The 19,550-nt window shown below is 42.3% G+C and carries 14 protein-coding genes and 1 tRNA gene; 7 read left to right on the top strand and 8 right to left on the bottom strand.

The features are described from left to right. Nucleotides 1-75 precede the first annotated feature (75 nt). Nucleotides 76-1,677: a TROVE domain-containing protein gene (locus V7K69_RS03470; protein WP_335031446.1), complete on the bottom strand. Its 1,602-nt coding sequence runs from the start codon at nucleotides 1,675-1,677 to the stop codon at nucleotides 76-78. A 37-nt stretch (nucleotides 1,678-1,714) separates the two neighbouring features. Further along, nucleotides 1,715-1,840, bottom strand: a tRNA-OTHER gene (locus tag V7K69_RS03465). A 721-nt stretch (nucleotides 1,841-2,561) separates the two neighbouring features. Here V7K69_RS03465 and V7K69_RS03460 point away from each other — a divergent pair. Then, nucleotides 2,562-3,296, top strand: a complete 735-nt coding sequence (locus V7K69_RS03460) for a hypothetical protein (RefSeq protein ID WP_335031444.1) — start codon at nucleotides 2,562-2,564, stop codon at nucleotides 3,294-3,296. 54 nt (nucleotides 3,297-3,350) lie between these two features. Here V7K69_RS03460 and V7K69_RS03455 read toward each other — a convergent pair whose 3' ends face one another. Then, on the bottom strand, nucleotides 3,351-4,484 hold the full coding sequence (locus tag V7K69_RS03455; protein WP_335031442.1) for a quinone-dependent dihydroorotate dehydrogenase: 1,134 nt from the start codon (nucleotides 4,482-4,484) through the stop codon (nucleotides 3,351-3,353). A 109-nt stretch (nucleotides 4,485-4,593) separates the two neighbouring features. On the opposite strand from V7K69_RS03455, the gene V7K69_RS03450 reads away from it, so the two are divergent. The 4 genes from V7K69_RS03450 to V7K69_RS03435 all read left to right on the top strand — a co-directional run bounded on the left by V7K69_RS03450 (nucleotide 4,594) and on the right by V7K69_RS03435 (nucleotide 9,658). Continuing rightward, entirely contained in the window at nucleotides 4,594-5,019 is a 426-nt protein-coding gene (locus V7K69_RS03450; RefSeq protein ID WP_185581633.1) for a GNAT family N-acetyltransferase, read from the top strand. 217 nt (nucleotides 5,020-5,236) lie between these two features. Continuing rightward, entirely contained in the window at nucleotides 5,237-8,158 is a 2,922-nt protein-coding gene (locus V7K69_RS03445; RefSeq protein WP_335031438.1) for a GAF domain-containing protein, read from the top strand. A gap of 352 nt (nucleotides 8,159-8,510) precedes the next feature. Continuing rightward, nucleotides 8,511-8,705, top strand: a complete 195-nt coding sequence (locus V7K69_RS03440; protein WP_012407669.1) for a DUF2256 domain-containing protein — start codon at nucleotides 8,511-8,513, stop codon at nucleotides 8,703-8,705. Next, nucleotides 8,705-9,658 carry an isoaspartyl peptidase/L-asparaginase gene (locus V7K69_RS03435; RefSeq protein WP_335031436.1) on the top strand — a complete coding sequence of 318 codons (954 nt, stop codon included), beginning with the start codon at nucleotides 8,705-8,707 and terminating at the stop codon, nucleotides 9,656-9,658. Before V7K69_RS03440 ends, V7K69_RS03435 begins: the two co-directional genes overlap by 1 nt. On the opposite strand, the gene V7K69_RS03430 is transcribed toward V7K69_RS03435, so the two are convergent. The 4 genes from V7K69_RS03430 to V7K69_RS03415 form a co-directional block, all read right to left on the bottom strand. Beyond that, entirely contained in the window at nucleotides 9,649-10,071 is a 423-nt protein-coding gene (locus V7K69_RS03430; protein WP_335031434.1) for a DUF29 family protein, read from the bottom strand. The two genes, V7K69_RS03435 and V7K69_RS03430, sit on opposite strands and share 10 nt — an antisense overlap. Before the next feature lie 314 nt (nucleotides 10,072-10,385). Continuing rightward, complete coding sequence (gene glmU / locus V7K69_RS03425) at nucleotides 10,386-11,765, bottom strand: bifunctional UDP-N-acetylglucosamine diphosphorylase/glucosamine-1-phosphate N-acetyltransferase GlmU (RefSeq protein ID WP_335031432.1); 1,380 nt, start codon at nucleotides 11,763-11,765, stop codon at nucleotides 10,386-10,388. Between the two features lie 153 nt (nucleotides 11,766-11,918). After that, nucleotides 11,919-13,148, bottom strand: a complete 1,230-nt coding sequence (locus V7K69_RS03420) for a two-component system response regulator (RefSeq protein ID WP_335031430.1) — start codon at nucleotides 13,146-13,148, stop codon at nucleotides 11,919-11,921. A 713-nt stretch (nucleotides 13,149-13,861) separates the two neighbouring features. Further along, a complete protein-coding gene (locus V7K69_RS03415) occupies nucleotides 13,862-14,785 on the bottom strand; it encodes a tRNA (5-methylaminomethyl-2-thiouridine)(34)-methyltransferase MnmD (protein ID WP_335031428.1) in 924 nt (307 codons plus the stop codon). Nucleotides 14,786-14,811: 26 nt separating this feature from the next. On the opposite strand from V7K69_RS03415, the gene V7K69_RS03410 reads away from it, so the two are divergent. Continuing rightward, nucleotides 14,812-15,633, top strand: a complete 822-nt coding sequence (locus V7K69_RS03410) for a sulfurtransferase (protein WP_335031426.1) — start codon at nucleotides 14,812-14,814, stop codon at nucleotides 15,631-15,633. A 62-nt stretch (nucleotides 15,634-15,695) separates the two neighbouring features. On the opposite strand, the gene V7K69_RS03405 is transcribed toward V7K69_RS03410, so the two are convergent. Further along, the gene (locus tag V7K69_RS03405) at nucleotides 15,696-16,997 is read right to left on the bottom strand and encodes a hypothetical protein (RefSeq protein ID WP_335031424.1); all 1,302 of its coding nucleotides are present in this window, start codon (nucleotides 16,995-16,997) and stop codon (nucleotides 15,696-15,698) included. A 765-nt stretch (nucleotides 16,998-17,762) separates the two neighbouring features. On the opposite strand from V7K69_RS03405, the gene V7K69_RS03400 reads away from it, so the two are divergent. Then, complete coding sequence (locus tag V7K69_RS03400; RefSeq protein WP_335031422.1) at nucleotides 17,763-19,271, top strand: FecR family protein; 1,509 nt, start codon at nucleotides 17,763-17,765, stop codon at nucleotides 19,269-19,271. The last annotated feature ends 279 nt before the right edge of the window (nucleotides 19,272-19,550 follow it).

The following is a 19,550-nucleotide window of genomic DNA, read 5'->3' as shown; positions in this document are numbered from 1 at the left end:
GCAAGTTGCGAACAAGGATAACCCGCCATGAAATACGAAGGATAAAGTGTTTCACCCTTTACCCTTCAGCAATATCTACAACTCACCTGTAGCTAGCATCTGGATGATCCGAGGTGTACCTGGGTCGAACCCTGCCAAATCCCAAGATAGCGAATCTTCAGGATCTACCAAAGTAATTTGGTAAGGTGTCAAGGTGACATACACCGCCTTGACGTTAGGATTTACCTTTTTGCGATACTCCTTCAGCGCTTGACTTGGATGCTTATACCCGGCCCAGCTTTCCGAGTCAGTCCAAAAGCAGACTACATCAGCTTTGAACTTATTCTCAATCATCCAGTCGTAAGCTACAGACGCATCTGTTCCACCGAAGTTTTGCTTGCTAGCTTTGCGAACCGCAGAACTAAAACTATCTTTGCCACTGATACCTAATTCACGGAATTCTGTAGAAAAGCCGCGAATCATGTAGTTTTTCTCTGCTTTTGCTGTCACCAGTGCCATTGTGGTGGCAATTTCACAACAACTCAGTCCCATATCTGCAACCAAGCCACCCATAGAACTAGAAACATCCACGGCGTGCATAAAGACTTTACCTGTGGGTTGCACAACATCAAAAGACAGTTCAACTGCCTTTTCTAAAATGTCCACAATCCGAGGAACTGGATTCCAAGTCTTTTTACTGCGTCCTAATGTTCCACCAGATTTATAAGTCTTGAGTGCTTTCAAAACATCAATCGGATGGATGCGACCTTTACGCAGATGTTCCTTGTTGTTAAGAACTGCTTCCACTCGCAGCAAATTGTCGCTTTCATCGGCTCGCAACACACCTAGTTCAGTTAAAGAACCCAGGTTACGTAACATTGCACTTATTGGCATTTCCTGAAATAGCAACTGCCAAGCAAGCTTGTCCATTTTGCCCACAGGTGCAGCCATTTCGTGGGTTAAGCGTCCTTGAGAAATAGCTTCATGGGTTTGGGTAGGATTCCGCTTCAGCCACTCGTACCACCAAATCTGCGCTAACGCCTCTGAGGGAATGTCTGTTGGCAATTCTTCCCAGCCTCTAACTACCCATTCAAATAGTTGACGGTGATTTTCTGTAGGTGGTTTGACATGGAACAACCGCAACGCATCTCGGTGAGAGAAGCCTTGACGCTGTTGATATTTCAACAGTTGATAAGCTAAACCCTTGACATCTTCCCTTGAAAGCCAAGTTTTACCAGCTTCCCGCACGACTTTGCCAAATCCCCGCAGAGATTTGGTGTAGTTCAGCCATTCGTAGAAGTGGCTACCAGTGCGAACAACTTGCAGGAAGATTTCACCAAAAGCCTGTTTTGCTTCTGGTGCTTCACCCATAGACATTAGTACCAAAGCTAATATAGGCGCACTGTTGTTGATGGCGCGTCCATCGCTAGCATATAAAATTTCTTCCGCTACACGACCGGGATTTTCGGCAACAGCAAGTCTTACAACTGTTACAAAATCCTCAGTTAATTCCTGTTTACCAGCGTAGTAAGTGCTTTTTGCTGTGCCAACCAACAAACAACGGCGCAGCATTTTCCAAATACCAGCATCAAACATCCAGCCGCCGGAACGCCCCTGAACCATTTCTGCTTCTCGTCCGGGGATAGGTTGATTTTGAGGTGTAGTTGTCTTCTTTTTAGTGAAAAAGTTATAATTCATCGCTTCATCTCCCGGCCCTTGCGGGCAAAAATGAAAGGTGGCAGAGCAGGATTTGAACCTGCGACATCCGGCTTAAGAGGCGATAACCCTAATTCGTCGGCCTTCTCAGGCAAGGTGTGAACAAGGATGTTTTTCGGCGCTCTACCAACTGAGCTATCTGCCACATGAAAATTTTGGACTTCGGCTACGCTCAGTCGAACGATTTTGGATTAAATTTAATCCAAAATTATTTGGTGTAGCGGAGCGGGATTTGTAGCTTGCTTCCCGTAGGGTACCCGCGACCTCCCGCTTGGCAGGCGATAACCCTTGATTCGTCGGCCTTTTCAGGCAAGGGTGAATAAGGATATTTAGGCGCTCTATCCACTACATATAAAGTTATGAATTAAACATTTAAAATTCGTGACTCAGCACTGAATTTGGTGTAGCGAAGTAGGATTTTTACCTACACCTCCAGAAGTTTGATCGAGGGTGTTTAAGTTATATACGATAACCCTTGATACGTCGGCCCTTCCGGGCAAGGTGGGCGCTCTGTCATTTGAGCTATCCGCTACTGGCGCAAGTTAACTCTCTGGTGAAAGTTGACTTGTATTATTAATGTAGTATATGTATTATTTGTTGTCAAGGGACTGACAATTTAAATTTATAGAGTTGTTGGTTGAGTTAAAAACCTTCTTTTTTCTCTGGGTAAAAACTTTTGCGCGTAGTTTACCGCCGTAGGCATCGCAGACTAATAAGAGAAGTTCCATCAATAGGCTATAACACCTACTAAGTAAAGCTTTTGCCGGCAAATTTGCCGTAACTTTGCCAAAAGATACAAAAAAGTGTCACAATTTTTGCCAATATATATAATATTATTTCCACAAATTCACTTGGCAAAAATCGGCATGAGTGAAAAACCCATAGAAGACAACGGCAAGGCTTTTCTCGTTCTACTTTTGCCCATCTCGTTTTTGATTATTTTCCTGGTTGCTACCTGGAGAATTTTGCTAGCGCTAATCGTGCTGGCAATTGGCTTCAAGATTTGGCAGGAATATCAATGGCAACAGTGGACTATACGAGTTAACCCAATTTTTCATCAGTTGGTTCGAGAAAATCACGGCAGACTTACGCCTATGGACTTGGCAATCAAGGGCAATTTTCCGGGAACAACGGCAAAACGCTACTTGGATGGTAAAGCCTCGGAATTTGGTGCCAGTATAGTCAATTCCGAAGAAGCGGGCCAGTCTTATTACTTTATAACTGCCAGCATTCTCGGCAATATTCTTGACAGTAGTGAGCCTGTCAAAGAACTTCCGGCTCAACCAGTTACTAAAACTGCGCGATCGCTCCTAGCACCACCACCAACAACACTTGAGGAGGAAGAAACAGAAACTGAATCAATACCACAGCCAACCCTAACCCATGAGGAAGCTAAACGATCGCTGGAAAAACAGTTAATTTTTGGCTCTCTGATCCAATCTGAACTTGCCAAACGACTAAATGTCTATTCCAGCACGGTTTATAAACGACGAAATGATCCAGAGTTTCCTGAATGGAGTCGCAGTAAAGACCCTGATGGTATTGCATGGACATACTCAGAAAAAACTAAAGAGTTTTTCCCAGTAGAAGAAGAAGGCTAAAACAATTCGTAATTCGTAATGGGCTACGCCCCGCTACGCTAACGTAATTCGTAATTAGAATTTTTGAATTTTTGTTTGTAAACCTACAGCTTCGTTGATGGAATTGAATCCGTTTTGTTCTAGCTTGGAAAGTAAACCTGCTAGAATCCGGCGTACCATCAGTGGGCCTTCGTAAATCCAGCCGGTATAAACCTGGATCAAACTAGCGCCAGCAGTAATTTTTTCCCAAGCATCCTCTAGGGAAAAAATGCCACCAACGCCAATAATTGGGATTTGTCCTTGGGTTTGCTGCCAAATAAAACGAATTACCTCAGTAGAGCGATCGCGCAATGGTTCACCGCTAATTCCGCCAGCTTCTTCTTGAGGTGATTTGCCAGTTTGGTTAATTACCTGGGTTTTGAGTCCATCACGGCGGATGGTGGTATTGGTGGCGATAATTCCCGCCAGTTGGTAGGTTTTAGCCAAAGAAATAATGTCAGCGATCGCAACCCAATCTAAATCTGGCGCTATCTTGACAAAAATTGGTTTATGTGTAGTGTTTTCTTGTTGTAATAAATTCAAGATGGCACTGAGCATAGAAGCATCTTGGAGCGATCGCAACCCCGGCGTATTCGGAGAAGAGACATTAACAACAAAATAATCTCCTAAATCCTTGAGTAGGCGAAAACTATCGAGATAATCTTGTGCGGCTTCTTCTAGGGGAGTTACCTTAGATTTACCCAAATTTATCCCTATGGGTATTAAGTTGGTAGACTTCTGTTTTTCCTGTGCCAAACGGGCCGCCATTGCTGCTGCACCAAGATTGTTAAAGCCCATACGATTGAGAGCGGCTTTATCCAACGGTAAGCGAAATAAACGGGGACGCGCATTTCCTGGTTGTGCGTGAAAAGTTACAGTTCCTAGTTCTGCAAAGCCAAAACCCAGATTAGACCAAATACCAGCAGCGACTCCATCCTTGTCAAACCCAGCTGCTAATCCTACGGGATTTGGGAAGTTTAGCCCAAATAAATTTTGTTCTAGGCGTGAATCATACAGACATAAAGATTTTTGTAGGCGTTGGTTTGCCCAACTAGTAGGGGTTTGTGATAGCCAGCTAAAACTGCGAATCGTCTGCTGGTGTAACCATTCCGGGTCTGTTTTTACCACATTGAACAAAAGCGGACTAATTGCAAATTTATAAATATCCATTAGCTTTTATAAAGAAAAACTCAGAAGTCATAAGTCAGAACTCACTCTGTAATTCTGTACAAGTGGGTAATGAGTATTGGTCAAAACCTTACCCAGAAGTAAAATTAGGATGATTACAGTTCAGGTAGAACAGGAAGTAACTCAGCAGGATCGGATGACCGTCATCCAAATGATTCGCCAGTTCAATCAACATTTTTTTACGTCGTCTGAGTGGCAACCTGTAGCAGTTTTTGCACGAGATGAATCAGGCTTGATTGTTGGTGGGGTTCTGGGTGAAATCGGTTGCGATTGGCTTTATATAAGAGTCCTAGTTGTTCAAGAAGACTTACGCGGCAAAGGGATTGGAAGCAATATCCTTAAAATTGCTGAAAAAGAAGGTCAAAAGCAAAACTGTGTAGGGGTTCATCTTGAGACATTAGAGTTTCAAGCTAAGGAATTTTATGAATCTCAAGGCTACACTGTATTTGCTTTTCAAGAAAACTACCCGATTGGGCATAAAAGATACTTCATGCAAAAGTTATTTAATCTGAGTTAAACATTCAGGAAGCAGTAAGCAGCTATTTTAAGTTGTATATTTCAAACTGCTAGAGAGAGGCAAAAATGCAAAGACACGGAAATGAAATTTGAATGACAATTAGCTTAACCGCCTATTAAGCTGTTCCGGTTCAATAATTAAACACTTATGGCGATATTACTCAGGGTGGTTTTCTGGGCATCTTATATATTACAAGTTATGTTAACCAATAAATCAGATGGGGCAGCCGCAAAAACCTATAGCCGCCGAACAGCAGATCCTCTCTTTGGGGCGCGTCCTCCAGAGCCTCAGAGAAGAAGATGATGTTGACGTTCTGATTGAAACTACTATTTCTTATCTTAAAGAACAGTTTGAATACAAACTGATTTGGATTGCTCTTTACGATCGCCTGAATCACATATTATTCGGCAAAGGCGGTATTACACCGGATCGTGACACGAGCTTTTTATACCAAAAGGTTGTTCTCAGTCCTGGGGATTTATTAGAGCAAGTGGTGATTGAACAGCATCCCTTGGGCATAGCTGATTTACAAACTGAGATCCGCGCCGCCGAATGGCGAAAAATTGCTGAAAAATTGCAGATCCAAGGAACGATTCTTTTACCAATTCGCTATAAAGACCGTTGCTTAGGTTTGCTGTTACTGGGTTCAGAACGCTGGGGCTATCTACTAACAGGGGAAGCAAAAGCACGTTTGATGATGGTGTTAGGTGAATTGGGGGCAGTGCTTTATCAACAAGACATCCATAAGCAGCAAAAGCAAACCAAGCGAATCGATGAGCCATTATTAGAATTGCTTGAAAATTTACGCACCCTGAATAACCTTAATCAAAGGCTGGAAGCAGGAGTGCAAGCAACTCATAAATTTATTTCTCCTAGCCGGACAAATGTTTACTGGTTTGAGAGGGAAGGACGCTACTTTTGGTGTCGGATGAGCAATCAGCTTGTCAAAATTGATCGCAATTCCAGCACTCAGCAAGCGGCAGGAATGACTGTACAAGACTTGAGTGACTTTTATTATGCTTTGGCAGTGAACCAAATTGTTTCAATTGGTGATGCACGGAGTTCTTTGAAAAGCCATTTTACGGCAAAATTACTGCAAAAGCTGAAAGTGCGATCGCTCCTAGCCGCTCCGATCATCTGGCAAAAGAACTTGCTCGGTTTTCTGGCCGTAGAAAGCAATGAACCTCGAATCTGGACGGAGGCAGACAAAAATTTTGTTCAGGGTGTGGGTGGTTTAATCTCCCTGATTGCTCCTAACGAAAGTACGGAAAGCACTATTAAACAGATTCAAGAAGATGCCCAACTGACTAGTCAAGTTGCCCAAGGTATCTATAGCGAACATGAACTTCAGGAAACTTTACACAACTGTGCTAAAAAAGTTTTAGCTCGACTAACAGCCACCCGTTTTTTGCTGTTGCAGTACGATCCTGAACAGAATAATTATCAATTTATTTACCAAAGTCAGCCTCAAAATCGCCGACCATTGACATTTAGCCTGAATATTCTCAAAGAGTTAGATGGGAAGCTTTTGCAACGTTCAACTGAAGCGGTAGAAATTGAAAATTTAGATGAAGATTTACGCTTTTTTAACTGGCGACCCTTGTTATTAGAAAATGGAGTGCGATCGCTACTTATTTGTAAATGCACTAACGGTACTATCCCAACAGCACTTTTAGTCATCACTCACGAAACCTATCGTTCTTGGACAACTCTCGAAAAAGAGTTACTGTGGGCTGTTAGTCAACAGATAGGTGTGATTGTTCGTCAGTGGCAATTACACAACCGCACTACCCAGCAGCAAAAAACTTCCCAGGCGTTTGAGCAATGCTTAAATATCTTGACGCAAACCCAGAACAGCAAAGTTGAGGTCAATAAAAAGCATTTAGAACATACAGCACTCGAACAAATAGCATCAATTCTGGGTTGTCCCCTGGCGTTACTGTTATCTTGGTCGCCCGGTGAAAATTTTGCAGAAATTATTCCTGGAGTGGTTGAAAATAGTCAATTTGGGATTTTTTCCGATGCCTCTATTCCTATCCAGTCTGAAGCCTTAATTCAGTGGGCACTGGTTACGGAGAACTACCTGACTTTGAAGGTGGATAATTTACCGTCGGAAACTCGAAAATGGTTGAATACTCCAGATAAAGGTCAAATTTTGGTGATGGCATTACGTACTAATGCTGATTATGAAATCACAGGTGTAGTGTTATTAGCAGACTATCAAGAGCGTCGCTGGTCACAACAAAACCTGAATGCGATCGCCACGCTGATTTCTCAATTAGCTTGGTGGCGTCGTCAAAAGCAAATTAACCGACTTTTAGAATCCACAACAGAGGAATTACGACAACTCAACTGGTACAAACATCGTCGCCTAGAGGAAATCCAAAGAATAACGGCGCTATCCCTGAAACAAATACATGATTTGGGTATTCCTGCGAATGAACTGACTCAGATGCGCTACCAGCTATTGCTAAGACAATTAGACCACACAGCCACTTCCATGAGTGGAATGCTAAAACTTGAGAACTGGCAGCTACATATCAGTTGGGAAACTATGCCCATAGCCAGTTTACTCAAGCGATCGCTCGAACGCATCGATAATTTGCTCAAACAACAAAAGTTGTGGATTGGTGTACATGGCTTGGGACAAACAATTGAGGAGCAAGAATCAGCAAAGAATTCTCCATTAGCCAGAGGCGTTCCTACTTCCAGCCCTCAATCTGCAATGGCGATCGCTGGTGATATTGTCAAAATTGAATTAGTTATCCATGAATTATTGGTTACTGCCTGTAACCGTTCTCCAATTGGCGGCAGAATTGACATTTGGTGTCGTCGTTTAGATGCGTCAAAACCCTCAGAGGCAAAGTATTCTTCTACAAGTGGAGGGGGTGAACAGACATCACTGGAACTGTCGATTACATACAACGGTGCGATCGAATCACAGCTACTAACAGAACTACATGACAATACACCCAAAGATATACTTGCTCCCTCCAACCTCGACCAACCCCCAGCTTTACATCTGCTAATCTGCCAAAACCTCATGCAGGAGTTAGGAGGAGAGTTGAATTTTTATCAATTACCAGATAATCGGGTAGTTAGCCGTTTGCTGTTGCCGTTAGTTGGTCATGATTCTTAGTACGATTTTTCAAAATTCTCTCTTTACTTAAAAAAGTTACTTGGGAGCCAAAGCAAATTACCTACAGTAGCATATACTCAAAAAATAATTCTCAGGAGAGATTGACATAATATTTGTTTTTCCAAACTATTCTCCCTTCATAGCAAACTGGTTATAATTATCTTCCATCTCTCTCAATACAGTTCGGTTAAGATCCCCCCGCCTACGGCGACCCCCTTAAAAAGGGGGTAAATAGGAGGAAAAGCCCCCCTTTTTAAGGGGGGTTGGGGGGATCTCCGAGAGCCAAACAATACTAACCGAACCGTATTGCCATCTCTCTTAGAAATCAAATTCTCATATACACAGCATTTATATGGGGCGTGTTCGTTCTAAATCTGACCTACCTACAAAAATTTGTCCGGTATGTCAACGTCCTTTTACATGGCGTAAAAAGTGGCAAGATTGCTGGGACGATGTGAAATACTGCTCAGAACGTTGTCGTCGTCGGCGTTCTGAAGCTCAAAATGAAACTAATCGCAACACAGACGCAAATAGCGCAGGGGATTAATGGAGTTACAGGTGCAACCTAAATTAATTATTCATGGGGGAGCTGGTAGTTCTCTCCACGGTAAAGGCGGATTAGAGGCCGTGCGCCGATCGCTCCATACAGTAATAGAAGAAGTCTATTCTCTGCTATTGTCAGGAGCAACTGCTTCTGAGGCGGTGGTACAGGGTTGCAAAATGCTCGAAGATAACCCCCGCTTTAATGCTGGTACTGGTTCAGTACTACAATCTGATGGTCAAATTCGTATGAGTGCTTCCCTAATGGATGGGGTATTAGGGCGGTTTAGTGGTGTAATTAATATTTCACGGGTGAAAAATCCCATTGAGTTAGCACAATTTTTACAAAACTCGCCAGACCGAGTGCTATCAGATTTCGGATCGGCTGAGTTGGCGCGAGAAATGCAACTTCCCAGCTATAACGCTTTAACTGATTTGCGGTTACAAGAGTGGATGCAAGAGCGCCAGGATAATTTTAAAAGCACAATGGCTGGCGTGGTAGCAGAACCCGAACTGCTTGAAACCAGCAATGCTGGACGCGGAACCATCGGCGTAGTAGCTTTAGATGTCTCTGGTAGGCTAGCTGCTGGCACTTCTACTGGTGGTAAGGGATTTGAGCGGATTGGAAGAGTAAGTGATTCTGCGATGCCAGCAGGTAATTACGCTACTAGTAATGCTGGTGTTAGCTGTACTGGCATTGGGGAAGATATCATTGATGAGTGTTTAGCTCCCCGGATTGTGGTACGTGTCACTGATGGTATGTCGCTGAAGGAAGCTATGCAGCGTTCCTTTGGAGAAGCACACCAGAATAAACGAGATTTAGGAGCGATCGCTTTAGATGCTAGTGGAGCGATCGCTTGGGGAAAAACTAGCGAAATCTTACTCGCCGCCTATCACGACGGCGAAAAAGTTGGTGACACCTTGGAATGGAATGATAGTGAATTGATTGGCTATTGCTGAATAAATTCTAGCGCCTGAGTTAAGATTTCTTCCTGGTCAACCATTGCGGCTAATTCTTGGGCTTCATAACGCCCCTCAAAAGCTTCTAGCGCCGCTCTTTTCAGTGCCACTTGATATCCTTGTTCCAGAATATCGATTAATTCTGCTTGATTCAAGTAAAAGCCACCGGATTTGCGGCGCTTGTTTATTTTGTTGATTTCACGCACCGTACTTTCTATCGAAACATCCCAAGAGCGGGTAGAACGTTTTTCGGCCTTTTGTTTAATTAAATGGATGAGCAGAATTACGCCATAACTATCAATTTTATTGATTTTGTCACTGAGGCTCATTTCTTCTAACTCATCCACCAACAGCAACGCCTCATGGATTTTGCCTTGTTCTAGAAATTGCCTAAGTTCTAGCAGTTCTTCCATGTTATTTTTTGAGATTTTGGCTTCACTACTAATCTAGCTAGATTAGACATCTTGCAAAAATCCTGGTTTATGCTCTCAAACCATAGATCAACCGCGATTAATATCAACGAAGGCAGAAGGCAGGAGGCAGAAGGGAAACCTCTCCCATAAAGGGAAGAGATGAAACGGACGAATATGTTCTCGTGCTAGGCATCGCACTTCGTGCCGCAACGCTTTCGCAAAGAATGTTTTTAATTTTTCGCCCACAAAGGGCGAGGTTTGTACCTTTTCTTCCTTCTGCCCTCAGCAAGAACTGCCTTTCTTCTATCAATGAATTATTTATGTTGATCTTTGGTTTCATTTTCAACACTTTTCCTTTGCCAAGCTGGTTTCACAACCTGACGACTACGGGCAATCACCAGAGAATCATTAGGCACATCTTCTGTGACGGTAGAACCAGCTGCAATGTAAACATCATCTCCCAAGGTGATTGGAGCAACTAAAACGCTATTGGCTCCAGTTTTCGTGCGATCGCCTATTTTGGTACGGTGTTTCTTCACGCCGTCATAATTGGCAGTAATTGTACCAGCACCAATATTCACCTGATTGCCGACGACGGTATCACCTATATATGACAAATGTGCTGCATTAGTGCGATCGCCTAACTGGGTATTTTTTAATTCCACAAAATTCCCCACACGACAACCAGCACCGACTTCTACGTGACCGCGCAAATGAGTATAAGGGCCGATTCGGCTTCCTGCCTGCACAGTGCTATCTGTTACTACTGAATACTGCACCGTGACATTTTCAGCCAACTGACTATTTTCAATTAAACTTCCTGGCCCAATATGACTTCCTGTTTGAATCACCGTATTTCCCCGCAGGTGAGTTTGGGGTTCAATAATTACATCTGGATGTAATTCCACAGTTTCATCAATGGTGATGCTTGTGGGGTCGATGAGGGTGACACCTGCTAGCATCCATTTTTCCTTGACTCGTTTTTGCAAAATCTCGTAAGCTGTTGCCAATTGCAGGCGATCGTTGATGCCGAGAATTTCTTGGTTATCTTCCACATTCACCGCCATCACTTGTCCCACCTGAGTGACGGCATCAGTGAGATAGTATTCTTTTTGGGCATTGTTTGCCTGAAGGTGGGGAAGCACCTTTGCCAAATCTGGCCAACGGAAGCAGTAAACTCCAGCGTTAATCCGCTGATTTTGTCTTTGAGCAGCAGTACAATCTTTGTGTTCGACCATAAGCTGCACGATATTTTCATCGTTACAAAAAACTCGCCCGTAGCCCGTGGGGTCTGGTAGGTACGAGGTAAGAATGGTGGCAGCATTCTGATTTTGGGCGTGAGTTTGTAACATCTGCTGGAGAGTTTCGCTGCGTATCAACGGTAAATCGCCGTTAAGTATCAGCAAATCCCCTGTGTAATCTTCCAAGTGTGGAAGTAATTGCTGGATGGCATGACCGGTTCCCAGTTGTACAGTCTGTTCAACAAACTCTAAGTTGGGAATTGAATGCATGGCGGTTTGCACTTCTTCGGACTGATACCCGACAATTACGATTCGTCGTGAGGGCGAAAGTGGTTCTACACTTTCGATAACTCTCTCGACTAGCGATCGCCCACCCAAAGAATGTAAAACCTTGGGTAAGCGTGATTTCATCCGTGTGCCGCGTCCCGCCGCTAGAATTGCTACAACTACCATAATTAGCTATCAGCTATCAGTGAAATTATGATTAATGCTGCTGGTACTTTAAGATGCAGGCTCAAATCATACCAAGCTAATCATAGAAGACTGAAATATACAATGAGTCAGGATTATACCAATTTTTGCTCATTAGGGCAGCTATAAATACCCCTATTCCTGACAGCATCGAATAAACTGTGCAAATTGCTGCATTAGTTTGGGATTACGCCAACCAGAATTAGCTTCTTCTAGCATCACTGAAAGTGCTTCTTCTGTGGTGAACGCTATTTTGTAAGGTCGTTCGCTACTTAAAGCATCGTAAATATCAATTAATTGAAATACTTGTGCCAGATAGGGAATATCATCCCCCTTGAGTGCATCAGGGTAGCCTGAGCCATCCCAGCGTTCGTGGTGATGACGAATAATGGGAATTACACCCCGCATACTGCGTAGTGGCTGGCAGATTTTTTCTCCAATCAAAACGTGCTGCTTCATGACCTCCCAATCTTTGGCTGTGAGTTGGTCTTTTTTCAGCAGCACGGCATCGGGAATACCCACCTTACCGATATCGTGGAGATAACCACCCCACATCAAATCTCGAATTTGGTAGCGTGAGAGGTTGAGGTATTCACCAAAAAGTTGTCCTAGTTTTACCAGACGTTCACAATGGTTGCCTGTATTAGGATCGCGGCTTTCAATCGACATAGCAATGGAAAATAGTACTTGTTCAGCATGGTCTAAATCTTCGTTTAGACGCTTCTGCCGTACCAAGGACTTCACACGTGCCGCCAACTCTACACGGTCAAAAGGTTTGGTGAGAAAATCATCTGCCCCAACTTCAATTCCCCGAATACGCGATCGCCTGTCATTTAACGCTGTAATAAAAATCACTGGGATTAGCCTAGTCTGCTCATCTTGTTTTAGCAATTGGCAAACTTCAAATCCATCCATTCCTGGCATCATCACATCCAGCAAAATCAAATCTGGTTGTTTTTGAGTTACCAATCCTACAACAGTAGAACCTCTGTCTGCCTCAATGACTTCGTATCCTTCCATCCCCAAGAGGGCAACAGCAGTCATCCGACTGGCGGCATGATCGTCAACTACTAAAACCTTCGGCGGATCTAAATCAAACCCATTCACTTTAGAACCTTTGACTTGTAGTGTTCTAGAGACCAATGAATTATCACCACGATTAATATCAGATTTTATCCAAGAAAATACTGCTTCTCTATCTTCAAGCATCAGGTCTTCCTGAGATAAGCCTAAAGAATAAGCCTCCACATTATTCTGCGATCCTACAACATGATTTGAACCAATACTCTTTACTGTGCTAATGGGGTTTGACTCACTAACAATTTGTTCTGTAAAGCCTGTATGGTTGGATTTCCATTGAATCACAAAGGCACTCCAAATTTTTGCACAAGTTAACGTGTCAGATTTGAAAAAGAAATTTAATATCTGAATGTATCTGAGCTAGAGTTTTCATAGGGATTATGCATTATTTCAAGCTGCCTATCTGACTTTTTCGCAGCATGTATATTTTATCTTATGAACAATGAATGTCTTATTGTCAAATTTTTTGCTTCTAATTCTAGTATGATAACTTTTCACAATTCTTAAATCAGGCTTTTCACGGATATTTTTTAAAGAAAATAGCGCCAAAAAGTCCTGTATTTGGTTACTTTATATCAAAGTTAAGGGTTTTTAGTTAGAAGTCTTATAGTAATGATTAAGTATACATATTTTTACTTACTCAGTTATTGCAATACTTAAAGATGCTTGAAGGAAATGTAAAATTATATACTACCACGAATTAAATTTATTTGGCTCTAAGCTCGACTTTATCCATTTTTTTCGCAATGCGATACTTCTGCGGAGTAGTTGCATGAACGCTATCGTTGAAACCTTTGTGGGACTGTCGTTTTACTTTTTTAAGTTAATCGATAATTTGTGATGCAGAAAAAGTATTTGCCAAAAACCTTGGCTTTTTGGTGGATAAAGAAACCGAATTTTTAATTTTGGATAAAGTCGAGCTTAGAGGATGTTTGAAACATTAGGGGCTGAAGAAATAGTTTGCAATTGCGTAGACGTAACCGTCGTAAATCTCGCAACTACAAATTACTTCCCATAAAATCCCTACCTTGTGTTCCCAATAGCCATCTTTTTTGCCAACGGGAGGTAGATTCGAGTGAAGAGGCTTGTTGCTCTTGTTGTCGCCGCATGATTATGACTTCGGTTGAATCGCTCAATCCAGGATCGCGATAGGGAATAGCAGCACGGGTTAGTAAGTGTTCTTTTTCGACTTGTGAGAGGGGAATAAATATTGAATGGTTTTGAGACTCACCACTTGCAGAATGGGTTGCCACAGTACCAGGCGATCGCCTACCCACCGGTGGGGTAGAAGCGATCGCTAAACCAGCAGACAAAAGTGCTGCGCGTACAGCAGCAGAACAAGAATAGGTGGCTAATAAACCATCTTGATGTAGACACAATGAGAGTTGTTTAATAAATTCAACAGTCCATAATTGGGGACACTGTGGTGGCGAAAAGGGATCGAGGAAAATTGCATCTGCCGAGAAATCCGACTGATATACCAGCGTGATCGTAGTTCTAGCATCACCAATTAGTAGCTTTGCTTTCAGGCGATCTGTTTGCACTTGATGCTCAAAAGCTAGCTGGGACAAGATTTCAATATAGTTACAGTTCCAATTGTCGAACAAGTGATGAGCGATCGCACATTGTGGCACTGCCGGATTCAGTTCTAAACCGATTACTTCAACATAACAACTGGGATTCACTGCCCAAATTGTCTGTAAAGCAGCAGCTGTGTTGTATCCTAGACCATAACAAATATCCAATAGTCGCAAAACTGGTTTTTTAGCAACTGTAGCCAGTTGAGTAGGTTCCACAAACTTGAAAAAACTCTCCTGCTTCGCTCCATAATGGCTATGAAAGGATTCACCAAAATCGTCAGAGACAAAGGTGAAAGAACCATCTGCTGTGAGCTTAGGTGTAAAATTTTCTAAGTCTGACATCTTACAAAAAAACTAAATAATGACCAATGCCCAATAACCAATTTGTTATTTCACCAGCTTGGCTATTTGAACATCTAGAAGATCCGCAAGTTGTTATTGTTGATTGTCGCTTTTCTTTAGCCGATCCACAACTAGGACAACAACAGTACCAAACAAGCCATATTAAAGGGTCATATTACCTAGATTTAAATCAGGATCTTTCCAGTCCAGTGGGTAAGCATGGCGGGAGACATCCTTTACCTGAACCCAATGATATCGCTAACAAATTTGCAGCAATTGGGGTAAATTACCAAAAAACTCTGGTGGTAGCTTATGATGATTCGCGTTTTGCTTTTGCATCTCGTTTATGGTGGCTGTTACGCTATCTCGGACATGAACAAGTTGCGGTACTAAATGGAGGCTTTACTGGATGGCAAAAAGCTGGTTATCCGGTTACGGATGTCGTTCCTCAACCTCATATTGGTACGTTTGTAGCTCAAGTGCAACCAGAAAAACTGGTGGATATTAATGTGGTGAAAACCCGGAAAGATATTGACGAGGTAGTATTGGTAGATTCGAGAGAAAGCGATCGCTATCGAGGTGAACGAGAGCCAATTGATAAAATTGCCGGACATATTCCTGGTGCAGTCAACTATCCTTGGCAAGATGTTACAGACTCTTCCGGCTACCTACTCCCCCAAGAGGAACAACGTCGTCGATGGGAACAGCTAGAAACAGCCGAAGAAATCTTGGTTTATTGCGGTTCTGGTGTTACTGCTTGCGTAAATTTACTTTCTTTAGAATTAGCTGGCATTAACAAAGGTAAACTTTATGCTGGTAGCTGGAGTGATTGGATTTCTTATTTATAGTCATTTGTCATTGGTCATTTGTCATTTGTCATTGTTTTTTGACAAAGGACAAAGGACTAATTTCAAAATTGACCTAATTGCAAATTGTAATTAATGGTGAAGAACCAGCCATCAAAATCAATGTTTTCGGCGGTTGAACTACCTAAACTCATTCCAGCCTGTACATTCATATATGTGGTATCGGATATTCGGTAATTTAAGTGCCCAAATATCCGATGGAATTGGTCTTCTCGATCGCGCTGTGTAAAGTCTGAGAAGTTCACTTGGTAGTCAATACCAACCTGGAGAGGTTCTTGCAAATAGTAGCTAAGAGACACCCAAAAGGAATTGATTATCCGATCGCGACTTTGGGGGTCAGCAAAATTTACACTTAATTCATACAAGGTGTCTAGCGTTAATTTTGGAGTTAATGGATCTCGCCGTCCCAAAGATAGTTGTAGAGAATTCTCATTTAAAAAGCGATCGCCTGCTTTAAAGCTATCCAGGCGATCGCTGCTATTAGCATAAAATAGCTGTTGATTGCTCCAACTGAGTTCTCCATACATTCGCTGGGATAGCTGCTGGTAAACACTGAGATTGAATCTTAGCTGGTTGTAATGGTATTGTGACTGATTTATATAACGAATGAGATTACCATCTATTGAGCCGTTTAAAAAAGTCTTAGATCCCAAAGGTAAATATGCAGAGGATAGCGTCAGTCCAGAAATAATTAAACCATCTTCAATAGGATTATCATCTGAGGAGAAAATATTAGTGGTCTGGAAGTAACCGACACGGCCCTGTAGATAGCCTATGGGTTTAAACTTAGGTACGGGTTGTTCTATCGGTGGAAGAGGAGGCAATTCTAGGGGTCGTAACCGTATCCTTAACCCCAATTCGCGATCGCTATCAGACTCAGGGGATGATTTTGGCGATCGTAGAAGCTCTATTAGCCTCTCTAGTCTTTGAGAATAATTTATATCAGGTGTATTTAATAGTTCCTCTTTTGAATCTGAAGGAGATGTAGGCAAAACACTTGGCTGCGATTCTAGCGGTGGCGGGTCATTTTGCTTTTGAGTATTCCTAAATTCTTCGGTTGGATCTTGATCTGTTTGTGTAGTTTCGGGTGTTTGCTGTACCACATTTAACGGTATCTGGGAGTCTAAAGTTTCTGACTCATTCGACTGCTGGCACAAAGAGTTAATTACTCTCTGTCGCAATTTCTGACATAGCTGATCAGTTATCTGTGTACTTGCTAAATTTTTAGAACGCCAAATCTCTGTATTTGCAGATTTTGCCGCATCTACTCTAATGCAACACAAGCTTCCACCACTGGATGCTAACAAGATACAAAAAAACAAATTCTTCCAGTTTTTGAGTCGCATCTGTTAGATTGCGTTGATCGCATTTGGCCAATGTAGACCCACAAGCTGTATCAGAAGTTCCGACTCAGAAAATACAATTAAGTGCATTGATCTTAACCTTGTAAGTATATACTGAAACTACAAACTGATATTGCTGATTTTCGGATCATCTAAGATTTTTTTGCAAATCTGAGATAATTCGGTACTATTCATTCTGCTCAACTTTAGTGGGGTATTGTCCTAGAGTTACTTCATAACACATCCCTAAGAACTTCTTGTCCCTGTAACTGATCTGATTAGAATCGATAGTATGTAAGGTATTTCTCATTTAATTATTGATATCAAGTAAGTGGGTCGGTGTGAATATTTATCATCAGGTTCAGGCAGGAGGCAGAAAGCAGGATAGCGCAGCGTAAAGCCTTATCGACGAGAGGCTCCGCCAACGGCATGGCTTCTCTACGAGACGCTACGCGAACGCTTAGAGCGAGTCCACGAGCATCGGCAGGATGGAAGAGGGTTTTAGTTCACTTAACCTTTATTAACATAGTTTGGTTTTTTCAGATTTTCTACTTACTAACTTTGAAATTTGCAGTAGGCTTTCTTGTATAAAATGTCAATTTAAGGATAAAAACTTAAATAAACTAAACAAATGATTCATTTTGTCTATTAAATTTAGACTTAGATTAAAAATAAAGATAATTTTAACAAATAACTCGTTACAACAATTATCAGCAGTTTTAATCTTTAGTTTTTTGGTATTAGTTGAAGTTCACAAATTATCAAACTATGTTTTATAAATCATTTCCACTATTGGTGATTGGTTTATGGGGAGTTATAGTACTGCCTTTGCCAAATAGGGTAAGTGCCGTAACTCCTCTAACGCGAGCAGAAATTCAGGATCTCCGCAACATAGTACAACTGATACCCAAAGATAAACGAAAGAAACGCCCTGCACGTAAATTAGATGGAATAACTCCTGGGGACGGGGTGGCAACTGGTCGAGCTTCCCTAGCAGATTTGCGTTTCAATGATGGCTCCTTGGCACGAGTTGGAGAACAGGCGTTATTTCAATTTTTGCCGAAGACACGTGACTTTAAACTTTCAAATGGGACTGTGTTGCTACTCATACCACCAGGACAGGGGCAAACACGTATACAAACACCAAATGCAGCAGCAGCAATTCGTGGTTCAGCATTATTTGTACGCTACAACCAACAAACAGACACCACGATTGTGGGCGCGTTGACAAATAGCGGCATTGAAGTTTCTAACAAAGACGCTTCTGAAACTAAGGTGTTAGAAGCAGGGCAAATGGTGATTATAGTTAAAGGGAAATTTGAAAGGTTATATGATTTTGATCTGAGAAATTTTTATGAAACGAGCCAACTAGTTCGGGAACTTGATTTGAACAGGCAAAGTCCTGTGCCTACGCCTGATCATGCAATCACCAGAGTTCAAGCCGAAACTGCTGCGGCTTTGAAAGCACAGCCACCGATAAAAGGTGAGGGAGTAATTGAAAATCCCTCTTTTGTGCAACTAACTCCTATACCCGATACCTCAGCTACAACAAAACCTGACACCTCAGCTACAACAAAACCTGAGACTTCAACTACAACAAAACCTGAGACTTCAACTACAACAACACCTGAGACTTCAACTACAACAACACCTGAGACTTCAACTACAACAACACCTGAGACTTCAACTACAACAAAACCTGAGACTTCAACTACAACAACACCTGAGACTTCAACTACAACAAAACCTGAGACTTCAACTACAACAAAACCTGATACCTCAGCTACAACAAAACCTGAGACCTCAGCTACAACAACACCTGAGACTTCAACTACAACAAAACCTGAGACTTCAACTACAACAAAACCTGAGACTTCAACTACAACAACACCTATAACCCCAACTCAGACAACACCTGTAACTCCAACTCCAACAGAGACAACACCTGTAACTCCAACTCCAACAGAGACAACACCTGTAACCCCAACCCCAACAGAGACAACACCTGTAACCCCAACCCCAACAGAGACAACACCTGTAACTCCAACTCCAACAGAGACAACACCTGTAACCCCAACTCCAACAGAGACAACACCTGTAACCCCAACTCCAACAGAGACAACACCTATAACTCCAACCCCAACAGAGACAACACCTGTAACCCCAACCCCAACAGAGACAACACCTGTAACCCCAACTCCAACAGAGACAACACCTGTAACCCCAACTCCAACAGAGACAACACCTGTAACCCCAACTGGTTCTCCAAGCACATAAAACAAAACTGCTAATGGGGGTACAAGACTCTCTGCAAACGCGGTTCTTTTTATCATAATTTTGTGTAAGTCCTGTAGGACTTAGCGCGACCTAGCCGCTCCAATGCAGTAGCAGAGACTTATGACCGACACCTAAAAAAGAACTATGACAAACAATTTTAGTGACTGACTCTACAGCAAGCAAAAGACTTATCCTTAATATAAATAGCATGAGATAATAAAAAATTGCAGTAGCAATTATGTGGAAAGAATATGACAAGTCCTTTGGCAAGAATTGAAT

This window comes from Nostoc sp. (assembly GCF_036917775.1).
GTDB lineage: Bacteria > Cyanobacteriota > Cyanobacteriia > Cyanobacteriales > Nostocaceae > Nostoc.
The sequence above is the reverse complement of the archived record's forward strand: the minus strand, read 5'-3'. Positions and strand labels throughout refer to the sequence as shown.

Bases quoted from the DNA above. Each gene is read 5' to 3' on its own strand.
- V7K69_RS03415 (WP_335031428.1), bottom strand. From the start codon at position 14,785: ATGTCAGACTTAGAAAATTTTACACCTAAGCTCACAGCAGATGGTTCT.
- V7K69_RS03410 (WP_335031426.1), top strand. From the start codon at position 14,812: ATGCCCAATAACCAATTTGTTATTTCACCAGCTTGGCTATTTGAACAT.
- V7K69_RS03430 (WP_335031434.1), bottom strand. From the start codon at position 10,071: ATGGAAGAACTGCTAGAACTTAGGCAATTTCTAGAACAAGGCAAAATC.
- V7K69_RS03455 (WP_335031442.1), bottom strand. From the start codon at position 4,484: ATGGATATTTATAAATTTGCAATTAGTCCGCTTTTGTTCAATGTGGTA.
- V7K69_RS03405 (WP_335031424.1), bottom strand. From the start codon at position 16,997: ATGCGACTCAAAAACTGGAAGAATTTGTTTTTTTGTATCTTGTTAGCA.
- V7K69_RS03450 (WP_185581633.1), top strand. From the start codon at position 4,594: ATGATTACAGTTCAGGTAGAACAGGAAGTAACTCAGCAGGATCGGATG.
- V7K69_RS03470 (WP_335031446.1), bottom strand. From the start codon at position 1,677: ATGAATTATAACTTTTTCACTAAAAAGAAGACAACTACACCTCAAAAT.
- V7K69_RS03445 (WP_335031438.1), top strand. From the start codon at position 5,237: ATGGGGCAGCCGCAAAAACCTATAGCCGCCGAACAGCAGATCCTCTCT.
- V7K69_RS03400 (WP_335031422.1), top strand. From the start codon at position 17,763: ATGTTTTATAAATCATTTCCACTATTGGTGATTGGTTTATGGGGAGTT.
- glmU (WP_335031432.1), bottom strand. From the start codon at position 11,765: ATGGTAGTTGTAGCAATTCTAGCGGCGGGACGCGGCACACGGATGAAA.
- V7K69_RS03460 (WP_335031444.1), top strand. From the start codon at position 2,562: ATGAGTGAAAAACCCATAGAAGACAACGGCAAGGCTTTTCTCGTTCTA.
- V7K69_RS03440 (WP_012407669.1), top strand. From the start codon at position 8,511: ATGGGGCGTGTTCGTTCTAAATCTGACCTACCTACAAAAATTTGTCCG.
- V7K69_RS03435 (WP_335031436.1), top strand. From the start codon at position 8,705: ATGGAGTTACAGGTGCAACCTAAATTAATTATTCATGGGGGAGCTGGT.